This window comes from Arthrobacter sp. alpha11c (assembly GCF_054149985.1).
The window spans coordinates 2,775,662-2,789,352 of record NZ_CP196747.1 but is presented as its reverse complement, the minus strand read 5'-3'; the positions used below and the strand labels follow the sequence as shown (position 1 = coordinate 2,789,352).

General features: G+C 61.8%; 9 protein-coding genes and 1 tRNA gene. 6 read left to right on the top strand and 4 right to left on the bottom strand.

Annotated elements, in window-relative coordinates; genetic code table 11:
- Positions 1–50 precede the first annotated feature (50 nt).
- Positions 51–2,036, top strand: a complete 1,986-nt coding sequence (locus ACTAQJ_RS12600) for an FAD/NAD(P)-binding protein (protein WP_498696543.1) — start codon at positions 51–53, stop codon at positions 2,034–2,036.
- A 78-nt stretch (positions 2,037–2,114) separates the two neighbouring features.
- Here ACTAQJ_RS12600 and ACTAQJ_RS12595 read toward each other — a convergent pair whose 3' ends face one another.
- The 4 genes from ACTAQJ_RS12595 to ACTAQJ_RS12580 all read right to left on the bottom strand — a co-directional run bounded on the left by ACTAQJ_RS12595 (position 2,115) and on the right by ACTAQJ_RS12580 (position 8,590).
- Positions 2,115–6,647, bottom strand: coding sequence for an ExeM/NucH family extracellular endonuclease (locus ACTAQJ_RS12595; RefSeq protein ID WP_498696541.1), 4,533 nt, complete (start codon positions 6,645–6,647; stop codon positions 2,115–2,117).
- Positions 6,648–6,832: 185 nt separating this feature from the next.
- Positions 6,833–7,324 (bottom strand): septum formation family protein, encoded by a 492-nt coding sequence (locus ACTAQJ_RS12590; protein WP_431118351.1) that lies wholly within the window; start codon positions 7,322–7,324, stop codon positions 6,833–6,835.
- Between the two features lie 167 nt (positions 7,325–7,491).
- On the bottom strand, positions 7,492–8,277 hold the full coding sequence (locus ACTAQJ_RS12585) for a VOC family protein (RefSeq protein ID WP_431118353.1): 786 nt from the start codon (positions 8,275–8,277) through the stop codon (positions 7,492–7,494).
- Between the two features lie 222 nt (positions 8,278–8,499).
- A tRNA-Ser gene (locus ACTAQJ_RS12580) sits at positions 8,500–8,590 on the bottom strand.
- A 102-nt stretch (positions 8,591–8,692) separates the two neighbouring features.
- On the opposite strand from ACTAQJ_RS12580, the gene ACTAQJ_RS12575 reads away from it, so the two are divergent.
- The 5 genes from ACTAQJ_RS12575 (at position 8,693) to ACTAQJ_RS12555 (ending at position 13,691) form a co-directional block, all read left to right on the top strand.
- Positions 8,693–9,676, top strand: coding sequence for an NAD(P)H-quinone oxidoreductase (locus ACTAQJ_RS12575; protein WP_498696538.1), 984 nt, complete (start codon positions 8,693–8,695; stop codon positions 9,674–9,676).
- A gap of 63 nt (positions 9,677–9,739) precedes the next feature.
- The gene (locus tag ACTAQJ_RS12570; RefSeq protein WP_431118355.1) at positions 9,740–10,282 is read left to right on the top strand and encodes a PadR family transcriptional regulator; all 543 of its coding nucleotides are present in this window, start codon (positions 9,740–9,742) and stop codon (positions 10,280–10,282) included.
- Positions 10,283–10,435: 153 nt separating this feature from the next.
- Entirely contained in the window at positions 10,436–12,745 is a 2,310-nt protein-coding gene (locus ACTAQJ_RS12565; protein WP_498696536.1) for a carbon starvation CstA family protein, read from the top strand.
- Positions 12,745–12,954 (top strand): YbdD/YjiX family protein, encoded by a 210-nt coding sequence (locus ACTAQJ_RS12560; protein ID WP_498696534.1) that lies wholly within the window; start codon positions 12,745–12,747, stop codon positions 12,952–12,954. The genes ACTAQJ_RS12565 and ACTAQJ_RS12560 overlap by 1 nt, the downstream gene beginning before the upstream one ends.
- A 95-nt stretch (positions 12,955–13,049) precedes the next feature.
- Positions 13,050–13,691, top strand: coding sequence for a bacterial proteasome activator family protein (locus ACTAQJ_RS12555; RefSeq protein WP_498696531.1), 642 nt, complete (start codon positions 13,050–13,052; stop codon positions 13,689–13,691).

Genomic DNA, 13,691 nt, shown 5'->3' with positions numbered 1-13,691 from the left:
AAGCAACACTTTTCAACTGGAAGCAAGTCACGCAGAAGTTAGGCTTGAGCGTGGCTAAATCGCAAATCAATCGTGTTGCCCTCATTGGGGCCGGCCCCCGGGGCACGAGTGTCCTTGAGCGGCTGCTCGCGAATTGGGCTGCAGGGGCCACAAACCGGGCGAACCGGACCGATCCACGGTGGAGCGCACTGCACGTCCACGTTGTGGATCCTTTCCCGCCCGCATCCGGCCATGTGTGGCAGCCGGAGCAGTCCAGGCTGTACCTGATGAACACGCAGGCGTTCTATCCGACGCTCATCCCTGAAGATCCCAAGCTAGCGCAGCCCCTCGCAGGTGGTTCCTTCGACCAGTGGCGCGCCGCCCGACGTCGTGATGGACAGGGCTTGAACGACGCCGAAAAGGCGGAGTTGGCCACCCTCGAGTCCCACGATTTTCCCAGCAGGGCACTGTACGGACGGTACCTGCGGCAGACTTTGGCGGAACTGCTTCAGCGAGTGCCCGACGGCGTGAAGGTCACCTTCCATGAGACGACCGCCGTGGCGGCGCGCCCGGTCCCGGCGACCTCAGGCACCACAGGTGGGCAAGCTTTCGACGTCGAACTGGCCGACGGCACTACGCTCACCGTCGGCTCCGTGGTCCTCGCGCTGGGGCACATCGAGTCCCGTTTGAATCCGGAGCAGCGTTCGTTCCAACGGGCGGCCGATGAGCACGGCCTCCTCTACTTCCCGCCCGCACCGCCGGCCGACGTCGACTGGCAGCGGGTGCCGGACAACGAGCCCGTTCTGGTGCGTGGGATGGGCTTGAATTTCTTCGACGTCATGGGTCAGCTGACTGAGGGGCGCGGAGGCAAGTTCGTCGAAGCCGGCGCACCGGGAGCCGGAGTTCTCGAGTACCGGCCCTCGGGCAGGGAACCCAGGATCATCGCCGCGTCCCGGCGCGGCACCCCATACCGGGCAAAGGCCAGCCTGAGCGGGTATTACCCCAGCAGCATCACCATGCGTTACCTGACCGAGGCGGCGGTGGACCGCTTCAGGGCAGCCGGTATCCAGCCCGGATTTGACCATGACCTTTGGCCGCTCCTGCACCGCGACGCCTTGTGGGCTTACTACTCCACCCTGGCCAGGTCGCAGCCTGCGGCCATTCGCGATGCAGCGCAGTTCCTCGCGGATCTTGAGGACGCCTTGCAGCCCCACGCGCACACCACTGCCAAGTGGGAAAGCGACGTCGCTGCCTTGGTGGACAAGCACGTGGTTGCCTCCCGCCGACTCAATGTCCGCGGGCTCGCTGCGCCGTTGGCCGGCCGAACGTTCGCGTCCCGCCGGGAACTGGACCTGGCGGTAACGGCCTACCTCGACGACGACGCACGACGCTCCGCGCTGGGCGAAGCGGATCCCGTGAAGATGGCAATTGGCGCCCTGCACACTGGCAGGGCGATCCTGAAGTCCGTTGTTGCGGACGGTGGTATCACGGACGAATCGTGGGTCGCTGAACTGCGCGGATGGTTCGAATCGTTCGTCGAAGGCCTTGCTAGCGGGGCCCCGGCACTGCGTTCGGAGCAGTTGGCTGCTTTGGCGCGTGCCGGCGTCGTTGGTTTTGTTGGACCCGATCCGAAGTTCAGCGTGGATAGAAGCGCCAAGGTTTTCCGGGCAGTCTCGCCATGGGTCCACGACGGGCCAGCCGAGGCACCCACTTTGATTGAAGCGATGTCGCCGGCCAACAGGGTGGGAATCAATATTGCTCCCCTCTTGGAACAACTCATGGCCGACGGCCTTGTGCGAACCAAAATCATGATGAGCGCCGAGGGCACGCCGGTGCAGACAACCGGACTGGATGTGGAACCGCACCCGTATCGGCCTGTGGCATCCAACGGCTCTGTGACCCGGGGGATGTACGTTTTGGGCCTGCAATTGTCCGCGACCCAGTGGGGAACAGCCATTGCTGCAGAGGCGCGTCCGGCAACCGGGAGGGCTTACGCCAGTGGCCAGCGAACCCTGCGCGATGCCGACGAAATCGCTCGTAGCATTCTGGACGGCTAGCTGCTTCCAAGGGGCCTGCCCCTCACGAGTCATCTTTGTGAGGGGCAGGCCTTTTGGCGGGTCATGCGAAGGGGCTTCTTAGCCCCTCAGGCACTTCTGGTACTCCAACCAGGCCCACGCGTAGCGCAGCCAGCCTACGACGTCGTACCACTGAGTCGGCTTAGTGGGCTCAGTGCACAGCGGCGGGTTCGGACCGCTCTCAGCCACGGTCACCAAAGCCTTCACTACGGTTCCGGACTCGACGGCGGTCAGCACCAATGTGCCGGTGCCTGCAGCTGCCGCCGCGGGAACTTTGAGGTTCACGGTGGCTGTGCCTGCCGTTACCGGGACGGATTCGAGCGTCGTCGCCGCGCCCTTGCTGTCCACGAAGATGGCCTTGAGGGCGGTGTTGGCCGGACTGCCGATCGAGGTGAGATTCAGCTTGGAGACAGCGAGTGCCATGGGCTCACCCGCTTTGACCTCTGCGGCGGTGGTGTTGACCACGGCAACTGACCGGCGCGCGAAGTCTGGAGACACCGGGTTGTGCTCACGGAGGTACTTGATCCAGGCATCGCGGTCCACCAAGCCGGTGTCCTTCGTGTTGCTGCCTTCCTTGAAGACCCGGAAGTTGTCGCCGCCCGTAGCCAGGAAGCTGAAGGTCCCAATTCTGTACTGCTTGGCGGGATCCATCACAGTGCCGTTCACCCAGATACCGGTGACGCGGTCTCCTGCTGCGCGGGCGGCGTCGTAGGTGTAGTGGACGTTCTTGGACAGTCCCAGCTGCTGGTAGGGACGGCTGGGAACAGTTCCGTCAACGTTGGTCTGCCACTGCTGCTCAAGAAGGGTCTTGAACTGGGCGCCCGTGAGGGATGTGGTCCACAGGTTGTTCACGAACGGCAGGACCGCATTGGCCTCGGCGTAGGTGATAGTGCCGTCCGGCGCGTAGTAGAGCTCGTTACGCAGCCCGCCGGGGTTCACGACGCCGATCTCAGCCGCACCCAGTTCGGGCGCCTTGAGCGTGTCCACCAAGGAGTCCGCTACCAGGTTTCCGAGAGTGGATTCGTTCGCGCGGTCGTCCCGCTTGGGGGCGCCGCCAGCTGGATCCGGAGTGAAGGCAGTGGTGATATCAGCTGTCACTGCGCCAACCGGCTGATTCCCAATCACGGCAGCCTCGGCGAGAGCCTTATCCACGATCTCCTTGACCGCGGCCACCCGAGGATAGGCGGCAACGAGGCTTTCCGAAGTGTCCGTTGTACGATCCACCACGGCGGCTTTATAGCCCGTCACGGAATTCGTGGCGGTATCGATGGTGAGGGTAACGCTTCCCACGTTTTCGCCGTAGTTGCCGGTCTGCACAATAGGCCGGGTTTTGCCGGTGGGCTCTCCGTTGGCATCCAGCAAGGGTGCATCCCAGGCGTATTCCTTGTGGGTGTGGCCTGTGAAGATGGCGGCTACGTCAGGGGTGGTTTCGTTGACGAGCTTGGCGAACGGTCCGCCGGCTGCGACTTCCTGCTCCAGGGTGGCACCCTCCGGTGTGCCCGATGCTGCGCCGTCGTGATTTTCAACGATGATCAGATCGGCCAGGTTTTCTGCTTTGATCTGGGCGGCGACCCGATTAATGGCCTCCACTGGATCACCGAACTCGAGATCCGTAATTCCGGCCGGCGTCACCAAGGACGGAACTTCCTGCGTGACCGTACCAATGACTGCCACCCGCATGCCGTTCATGTCCAGGACCTTGTACTCAGGCAGTACCGGAGTCTTGGTGCCCTTCTGGTAAACGTTCGCGCCAAGGTAGGCAAACTTCGTGTTCGTACCATCGGCGATGACGCGGTCGCGCAGATCCTGCCACCCGCCGTCGAACTCGTGGTTGCCCACTGCGGAAGCCCGGAGTTCCAGGGCGTTCAGGACATCGATGGTCGGCTGGTCCTTGGCAACCGAGGAAGCGAAGAGAGAAGCCCCGATGTTGTCGCCGGCAGAAATGAAGGCAGTTGCGCCGGGGGCGGCCGCAGCGCGGAGCTTCTCCACAGTCCCGGCGAAGAGGACGGTGTTTGAGTCGATCCGGCCGTGGAAGTCGTTGATACCCAGGAACTGCAGGTCAACGGTTGCCGGCACATCCGATGCCAGGTTCAAACCCACCACCACGGGATCATGATCGCTGGCACGGAACTCGTCCCCGGCATAGTAGTTGGTCACATTGTTGTTATACCTGCTGTACTCCAGCGCCACGGACTCCACGGAGTTGATGTTCCAAATGTCGGTTCCCGTGACTATCCCGGCCGCTGCGGGGGAAGCAAGGATGTGGTCCAGCGAGCCCACCATGCCCCCGAAGAGGTAAGAATGCTTGCCGGTACCAACTTCAAGGTCGGCGTAGCCTGCGCCAGTGAGGACATTGATGGGGTCTTCCTTGCCATAGGCGTTGAAGTCGCCGATCAGGAAGACCTTGTCCGTGCCCTTGGAGGCCTGGAGGTCCTTGGAGAAGGCGAGCAATGATTCAGCCTGCTTCGTGCGGGCAATGTTCGAGGCGCCCTGGCCCTTGTCCGTGTCATCCGGGGTGGCGGCGGACCCCTTGGACTTGAAGTGGTTCACGATTGCGATGAACTTCTTGTCGTCGTCCGCGCCGACGGGCTTGAAGACCTGCGCCAGCGGTTTACGGGCGCTTGCAAAGGCCACGGTGTCGTTGTGGATGATTGACTCCCCGACCGGCTCGGCTACGGCCTTTTTGTAGATGAAGGCGGTACGGATCATATCCTCATCGCTTAGAGGGGGAGCGTTGGCTGGTGTTCGCACGTAATCCCATACGCCTGGCGCCTTCACGTTGAGGGCGTCCACCAGCTTGGAGAGGGCGTCGTCGCGGTTCTTGCCGAACTGCGCGGAGTTTTCGATCTCTTCAAGGGATACGACGTCGGCGCCGGACTTGGTGATGGCAGCGACGATCTTGCTTTGCTGGCGCTCGAAATTCTCGGCGTTGGCAGCACCGCGGGCATTGCAGCCTTCCTTGACCGTGATGGGGTTGCCGTCTCGGTCGGTGTAAAAGACGCAGCCAGCGAGCTGGTCGCCTGTGGTGGGGAAGTAGTTCAGTACGTTGAAGGAAGCCAGCTTGAGGTTTCCGCCAACGTCAGCGGGGCCGTCGGGCCGGGTTGTCGTGAAGCTTGCCGGCTGGGCTTGTTCCGCTGTGGCCGGAGTCAGCGGGACGAGCGGCTGGAACTTCCAGGAGTTGTTGCCGTAGCCCAGGATCACATCGGTCCGGAACTGGGCTGGGGAGCCTACCCGAACAGGGTCAGATGTAGTCAGGTAAGGGAGTTGCTGGGCCTTGGTGGTGGCGTCCTTGAGGAAGTTGGTGGACGCGCCGTCGTCGAGCTTGATGGCACGGAGGGCGTTTTCCGCCACCACACCGGCATATTCTGCCGAACCATAGGTAGCGACCGCCGTCGGCTGCACCAACGGAGAGGTGCTGGCGGCGAGGCCGATTTCGCCATACTGGTTCAGCGAGTAGTTGTCCGTCACGGTGTAAGGGCCTTGTGGGGCGACGAGCATGCCCTCAAGAGCTTCGCGCGCGGCCTCGTTGGCGGGCATCTCGAAGGCAGTGGGTTTTACCTCCGGTGCGGCTTCGCTCAGTTTCTGCAGCCCGGCAGCCTCAACCGTGAGTTGTGTCTGGTTGGCGAATTCGCTGACAACACCGGTAAGTTCCAGGTAATCGCCGGACTGCACCGTTCCCGCCGTTGTGGGGGAGTAGATGAACAAGGCGTCCGACGCCGTCCTGGCCGCCCCTGCAGCGTCCCCGCCACTTCCGGGGGTTTGGACGTAGTAGCCGTTGAAACCGCCCGTAGCGTACACGGCAGTTACTTTGCCACGGGTGGTTACCGTGCTGCCGACGAGCGGACTCGCGGCGCTGGTGCCCTGGATTTCGGCGATGGTCTTCAATCCTGGGGCTGGCTCCGGCTCAGTGGGTGGATTTCCGCCGCCGGACGCCGTGGGCGTGATGGTGGCGCCCAAGCTGAAGTCGGCAGCGTTGGAGTTGGTGTCCACGCCGTTGCTCCGATTGAGGCTCTTGACGTCCGTGGTGCCAGCGGGGGCGGTTGCTGCCGAAGTTTCGAAAGTGTTTGATGTGCCGTAGCCCAGGAGATCCGCTATGGCGGCATTGTCCGTCACTGAACCTGCGGCCAGGGGAGAAACGGCGTTGCTCTGCTTCGCCAGGACCAGCGTGCCGGCAGTTCCATCGGGATTCAAGGTTCCGGTGGCCTGCACATCCGGCGTGGGCAGGGCTGGTGCCGTGGAGGTGCTGCTGTTCGTGGCTCCTTGGATCAGGTAGTAGCCCTTGGCGGGGATGCTGCCGGTGAGCGGAGTGATGCCGGTGGGCGCTGCCGTGCTGGTTGCCGACCGGTACTGTAGCGACCACCCTGCAAGGCTGACCGGAGTGTCCGAGGAGTTGTAGAGCTCCACGAACTTGTTCCTGAAAGCAGAGCCGCTGCTGCCTCCGCTGAGATAGGCCTCATTGATGACCACTGCGGAGGTGCCCGGCGGCGCTGCCGGATCGTCGGCCGCGATTGCGGGACGGGCTGTCAGGGGGGCTGCAAGCAACCCCACTGACAAGACCGTTCCCGCTGCTAATTTCCAAAGTTGCTGGTGCATCCGCTCTAACTTTCATTAGGGGGCCCTGTGGGGCCCTTTGGACGACGCCCACTCTCTTTGTGGTGCGAGCGCGCTGTTTCGGAAGTTACTCCGGGGTAAACCTGTTGCTCGGGCATAGCTGAACACGATGGAATGAATGGGAGGTGGACCTCCGGTGACCGGAGGATTCGCCGGCCAGTGCCGTGCTACCTGGCTGCGCCCTTCAGGGTCCCGGTGGTGGCGGATCCGGCGGCGCCACCGATCAGGCAGACGATCTCGCGGTCTCCGTTCTTCCAGGAATCGGTGGTGGGGTGGAGGAAAGTGACCTCCAGCGCGGATTCCTCGAACGGCAGGCCAACGAACGTTGCAAACTGGGCGCCGCAATACTCCTCGGCTTGTGCGCCAACCTCGGTATCACCGGGGAATGTTGAGGCGTCCATGTTGGTCAGTGCAAAGGCCTCAAGGTCATGGCTCTGATCGCACGGAATGACGGTGACATCCACAACTTCCTGGCTGTCGGGGTTGGCAATGCAATCGCCCAACTTCACTTTGAAGGCGTCGGCCTTGGAGGATTCCGTCGGCTTGCCGGATTCGTCCCGCTTGGCGTCGCCACTGCTGATCAACGAACAGCCCGCCAGTGCGAGGGATGCCATGCACAGCGCGGCAGCAGCCCGCAGGGACTTCGAAAGGTGGAGCACTCTGTCCTCATTCCAGAAGGACCGCAGGAATTCAGACGAATATCCTGTGGTCAACGATGAGGGACCAAGCAGGTACCCATGCCGGCGATCCCCCAACGTCGGCAATGGGCGGATCCGGCCGGCCGCCCCTGGGTAGGAAGCAGCCGGCAGGACCCGAAATGTCAAAGTCAGGCAGTCTGTCCCAAGTCCTGGATCACCTTGAAGACGGCACCTGTAGGGTCCGACAACGTGGCCAACCGTCCAAAGGGAGTATCTTCTGCCGCTTCCATGACGGTAGCGCCCAGAGCCGCGGCCTGTTCCACTGTGGCGTCCGTATCGTCCACTGCGAAGTACACGCTCCACATGGATGGAACCTGCTCCGGGAGGAAGCCGCCAGCGTCCATAATGCCGGCCTTGGCATCGTCACCAGCGCCCAACGTGGTGTAGCGGAACTCCGGCGTATCGCTCATGACCGCAGTTTCCCAACCGAAGACGTTCTGGTAGAAGCTGACTGCTGACTCGTAGTCCTTGGCGAGTAGCTCGTGCCACGCCGGGGCACCGGACTCTGCAGCGACCTCATAACCCTTCATTTCGCCAAACTGCCAGGCTCCGATTGAGGCACCTGAAGAGTCGCCATACATGGCCATGCTGCCTTGTTCGGGGACATCCATGGGTTCCAGGTAGACCTGGCCACCATGGGCGGCAGCTGCCTGGGTGGTGGCTTGGATGTCGTCCGTGCGCAGGTACGTTGACCAGACATCCGGCATGGCACCCATATCTGCCTGTTTCTCCATGATGCCCGCAACCATGCGTCCATCCTTGGAAGCTGTGATGTAGCCGCCGTACTTCTCCTGATCGCCCGTCTCGTAAGTCCAGCCAAAGAGAGCGCTGTAGAAGGACTTCGCTTTCTCCGTATCGGATGTCATCAAATCAATCCAGCACGGTGCGCCGGGGGTGATGTCAGGCGTAGGCATAAGTGAGGCTCCTGTGTTCGTTCCGCGGCGGAAGCTACGGCTGTTTGTCGGCGGTTGTGCGGACAAGCAGAACACTATGCGGGGGCTATGACAGTTTCAATGATTTTCTGGGTGTCAGTTCTCAGATCCGGAGGGCAGCCCAGCTTCTGCCCCGGTTTTAAGCCAAAGATGCCCCGGGTTTAAGCCAAAGATGCCCCGGGTTCGTGAACCCGGGGCATCTGCTGGCGGAAGGTAAGGGATTTGAACCCTTGGTACGGGGTTACCGCACACTGGTTTTCAAGACCAGCTCCTTAGGCCGCTCGGACAACCTTCCCTGCCTAGTAGTGTTTCATAGGGAGTTGGCTGTTCCAAAACATCACGTGCTCCAGTCCCTGCCCCGGGCCTGGATGTACAAGCAAGAAACCGGGAGTTCGTCATGAAAGCCGTCTATATTTCTGAACCAGGCGGACCCGAAGTCCTCGAAGTCCGTGACGTACCGGCTCCGGTGCCGGGCGAGGGCGAGGTACTGATCGACGTCGTGGCTGCTGGCCTCAACCGCGCCGACGTCCAGCAGCGCCGCGGCTTCTACCCACCGCCACCAGGGGCGTCAGAAATTCCCGGGCTGGAGGTCTCCGGCCGCATCGCCGCGTTCGGGCCAGGTGTCACCAAAGCCTTCTCAGTGGGGGACAAAGTAGTGGCGCTGTTGTCCGGCGGGGGATATGCCCAGCAGGTCGCCGTGCCCGCAGAGCAAGTACTGCGACTACCCGACGGGGTGGACCTGGTCACCGCTGCGGCACTGCCCGAGGTGGCGGCAACCGTGTACTCGAACCTCATCATGACGGCCCAGCTGCAACCCGGGGAGACTGTGCTCATCCACGGCGCCACCGGCGGCATCGGCACCATGGCCATTCAGCTCGCCAAGGCCTATGGGGCCAAGGTTGCCACCACCGCCGGCTCCGATGAAAAAGTTGGCACGGCAAAGGCCTTCCTCGGCGCCGACATCGCCATCAACTACAACGAAGAAGACTTCCCTGAAAGCCTCAAGGCACAAAACGGAGGCAAAGGCGCAGACGTGATCCTCGACGTCGTGGGCGCCAAGTACCTGCAACAGAACATCGAAGCGCTCGCCGACTACGGGCGGCTGATCGTCATTGGACTGCAGGGCGGAACCAAAGCCGAAATAAATCTGGGACAACTGCTCAGCAAGCGTGCTGCCGTCATCGGCACGGCCCTCCGGCCACGACCGGTGGCCGAAAAGGGCATCATCATGTCCGCCGTACGGCAGTCCGTGTGGCCCATGCTCGCTGACGGCCGCATCAAGCCCTTGGTGGCCAAATCATTTCCGCTGGACCATGTCCGCGAAGCACATGAATACTTTGATTCCGGAGAGCACGTAGGAAAGGTCCTCCTGCTCCTCTAACAACCACAGCAGCCCTGTTAATGCAGAACGTCCCCCGCCAATTCACCAGTAGCAAGGAGCCTCATGTCCATCCGGCACAGCCTGCTTGCCCTGCTTCAGGACCAGCCCCGGTATGGCTATGAGCTGCGCGTGGAATTCGAGGACCGCACGGGTGCTGCCTGGCCGCTGAACATCGGTCAGGTGTACACCACACTGGACCGGCTTGAGCGTGATGGCCTTGTCAGCAAAGACGGCGACGACGGCGGTGGCCACGTCGTTTACAGCATCACGGACGCCGGGGTGGAGGAAGTTGCGGCCTGGTTTGAGGGAGCGGTGGATCGCGACAACCCGCCGCGGAATGAAATTGCCATCAAGCTTGCGCTCGCCGTGACGTTGCCCGGGGTGGATGCATCGGCCGTCATCCAGTCCCAGCGGGCAGTTTCCGTTCGGGCCCTGCAGGAACATACGCAAACGCGAAAGGCTGTCTCGGCCAACCAACGGTCCTCCGATACGGCATGGCTGCTTGTGCTCGATTCCTTGATCTTTCAAGCCGAGGCGGAAGTACGCTGGCTGGATCTTTGCGAGGCGCGGATGGTTCAGTCCCAGGGCAACAGAGGGCTCAATTAGTACGCCCACCGCAGCGGTACTACCGCTTACCGCAAGACCACCCGGGCTCGGGTGTCACCCCCAGATTCTGTATGTCCTCTTTGTTAGCGTGCCCTGACTGTTCAGCGCACCCGCGGCCACAACCGCAGCAGTTCTCAAGGAGGAGACACGGGCATGACCCCTGACCATACAGAACCTGACCAAACAGAACTTAACCGAACAGAACTTGACCGAGCAGGAGAACTGAAGGGCGTCGATCCTACGCTGCCGGCAACGGCCGTGGATGAATCCGTCCTGGATGCCGAGGACCGCAGGTGGACTCCGGCAAGGATCGGAATCTGGGTGGCGATTTCCCTGCTGGGGGCCGTGGCCTGGTTCATGCTGGCATTGGTCCGCGGCGAGACCGTCAATGCCATCTGGTTTGTGTTCGCAGCCGTGTGTACCTACCTGATCGGCTACCGCTTCTACTCGAAGGTCATTGAGCGGTACCTCCTTAAGCCCAATGACCGCCGCGCCACTCCGGCCGAATACAAGGCCGACGGCAAGGACTACGTCCGCACTGACCGTAACGTCTTGTTTGGACACCACTTCGCGGCCATTGCTGGCGCTGGACCCTTGGTGGGCCCCATCATTGCAGCCCAGATGGGCTATCTCCCCGGCACCATCTGGATCATTATCGGCGTCGTTCTTGCCGGCGCGGTGCAGGACTACCTGGTCATGTTCTTTTCAATGCGCCGCGGTGGCCGTTCCCTGGGCCAGATGGCCCGTGAGGAACTCGGTGTTATTGGTGGCACTGCGGCGCTCGTGGCAACGCTGCTCATCATGATCATCATCGTGGCCATTCTTGCCCTCGTGGTGGTCAACGCCCTGGGTGAAAGCCCGTGGGGCGTGTTCTCGGTGGGCATGACGATTCCCATCGCACTCTTCATGGGCGTCTACCTGCGTTATCTTCGTCCCGGCAAGGTCATGGAAGTCTCCATCATCGGCTTCGTTCTGCTGATGGCAGCCATTATTGGTGGCGGTGCCGTGGCCGGCACCGAATGGGGTGCGGCCTTCTTCCACCTGGACAAGGTCACCATCGCCTGGGGCCTAATCGTCTACGGTTTCATCGCGGCCATCCTGCCTGTGTGGTTGCTCCTGGCGCCGCGTGACTATTTGTCTACCTTCATGAAAATCGGCGTGATCGTGATGCTCGCTGTCGCAATCATCGTGGTCCGCCCGGAAATCAGCGTCCCGGCGTTCAGCGAGTTCGCGGGCCGTGAGAACGGACCGGTCTTCTCCGGGGCGCTCTTCCCGTTCCTTTTCGTCACCATCGCCTGTGGTGCATTGTCCGGTTTCCATGCGCTCATATCGTCGGGAACCACCCCCAAGTTGATCGAGAAGGAACGTCAGACCCGTTTCATTGGCTACGGCGGCATGTTGATGGAATCCTTCGTGGCCATCATGGCGCTGGTGGCGGCGATTTCGATCGATCGCGGCATCTACTTCGCCATGAACGCGCCACTGGCCCTTACGGGTGGCACGGTGGAATCCGCTGCGCAGTGGGTGAACAGCCTTGGCCTGGCGAACGTCAACATCACTCCTGACCTTTTGGCACAGACTGCCAAGGACGTCGGGGAAGAGAGCATCATCTCGCGCTCGGGTGGAGCCCCCACTTTGGCGGTCGGCCTGGCCCACATCATGCAGCAATTCATTGGCGGCCCCGCAATGATGGCCTTCTGGTACCACTTCGCCATCATGTTTGAGGCACTCTTCATCCTTACCGCAGTGGACGCCGGAACCCGCGTTGCCCGCTTTATGCTGCAGGACTCCATCGGTAACTTCGTGCCCAAGTTCAAGGAGCCCGCATGGCGCCCGGGCGCTTGGCTGTGCACTGCCGTCATGGTGGGAGCATGGGGCGCGGTACTTTTGCTGGGCGTCACGGATCCCCTTGGCGGCATCAATACGTTCTTCCCTTTGTTCGGCATCGCAAACCAGCTCCTGGCCGCGATTGCCCTGGCGGTATGCATGGCTATTGCGGCCAAGCGCGGGGCCTTCCGTTACTTGTGGATCGTGGCGGTCCCGTTGGCCTTCGCGGCCGTTGTCACCATTACGGCCAGCTTCCACAAGATCTTCTCGCCGGTTCCCGCAGTCGGCTACTTCGCCAACAACCAGGCATTTGCGAAAGCCTTGGCAGATGGCAAAACGGAGTTCGGGACTGCCAAGACAGTCGCAGCCATGGAAGCGGTGGTACGCAATACAGCGATTCAAGGCGTGCTTTCGGTCATCTTTGTCGCATTGAGCATCATCGTGATCATCACTGCCGTGGTGGCAACAGTCAGGGCCTACCGTGCCGGCGGCGGAAAGGATCATGAGGATCCGGCCTTGCCGTCCAAGGTCTTTGCTCCCGCCGGGCTGTTCCCGACCTCCGCAGAGAAGGAGTTGCTCGCCGAATGGAACGCCTTGCCGGCCGGGCAACGGACACAAAAGGCGGGGCACCACTAATGATTTCCATGGCAAAGGGCTTTAAGGGCTTTAAGGGCTTGCGGGGCTTTGCCGCCTACATGAGCTCTCTCATGGGCGCTGACGCTTACCGGAAGTACCTTGAGCACTTCGCGTCCACGGCCCACTCCGGTCCTGCCATGACAGAACGTGAGTTCTGGCGGGACCGGATGGACCGGCAGGACAGCAATCCACAATGCCGATGCTGCTGACCTGTAGTTTCGCTACGAACTGGTTTCGCTACGAACGAAGTCCAAAATCCGGTCCTGGACCCAGGTTCCCGTGAACCGCATGAGAGTATGAACGGATGAGCGATCTGAACGACATTCAGCCCACGGATGAGGCTTCGGACGACACCCCCGTGGAGGGAACCACCTTGGACGAGGGCACCAATACGCCCACAGAAGAGCAGGCGGCCAATGCGGTACCCGTCAAGGATTCCAAACCCAGGGGCGCGAACCTCCAGGAACTTGTTGACGAACCAGCCAAGGTAATGAGGATCGGCACCATGATCCGCCAGCTCCTTGAAGAGGTGAAGAGTGCACCGCTGGATGATGCTGCCCGTGGCCGGCTCGCAGAGATTCACGAGCGCTCCATCAAGGAACTCGAGGACGGATTAGCTCCGGAGCTCATCGAAGAGCTGGAACGCATCAGTCTTCCCTTTCCTGATGAGAAGGCGCCATCGGATGCAGAGCTTCGTATTGCCCAAGCCCAGCTTGTCGGCTGGTTGGAGGGACTCTTCCACGGCATTCAGGCGGCTGTCGCGGCACAGCAGGCCGCAAAGGCACAGATGCAACTCCGTCAGCTTCCGCCAGGAACTGTCATTGCACCGGGCATTATCATCGGCGAAAACGGTCAACCCCAGCGGGCTGCTGCACCGGGTGCGCCTGGTGCGGTGCCCCAGGGCCGGCCCGAAGATCCGGACCATGGCCCGGGTCAGTACCTCTGA

Bases quoted from the DNA above. Each gene is read 5' to 3' on its own strand.
- ACTAQJ_RS12595 (WP_498696541.1), bottom strand. From the start codon at position 6,647: ATGCACCAGCAACTTTGGAAATTAGCAGCGGGAACGGTCTTGTCAGTG.
- ACTAQJ_RS12585 (WP_431118353.1), bottom strand. From the start codon at position 8,277: ATGCCTACGCCTGACATCACCCCCGGCGCACCGTGCTGGATTGATTTG.
- ACTAQJ_RS12575 (WP_498696538.1), top strand. From the start codon at position 8,693: ATGAAAGCCGTCTATATTTCTGAACCAGGCGGACCCGAAGTCCTCGAA.
- ACTAQJ_RS12570 (WP_431118355.1), top strand. From the start codon at position 9,740: ATGTCCATCCGGCACAGCCTGCTTGCCCTGCTTCAGGACCAGCCCCGG.
- ACTAQJ_RS12565 (WP_498696536.1), top strand. From the start codon at position 10,436: ATGACCCCTGACCATACAGAACCTGACCAAACAGAACTTAACCGAACA.
- ACTAQJ_RS12560 (WP_498696534.1), top strand. From the start codon at position 12,745: ATGATTTCCATGGCAAAGGGCTTTAAGGGCTTTAAGGGCTTGCGGGGC.
- ACTAQJ_RS12555 (WP_498696531.1), top strand. From the start codon at position 13,050: ATGAGCGATCTGAACGACATTCAGCCCACGGATGAGGCTTCGGACGAC.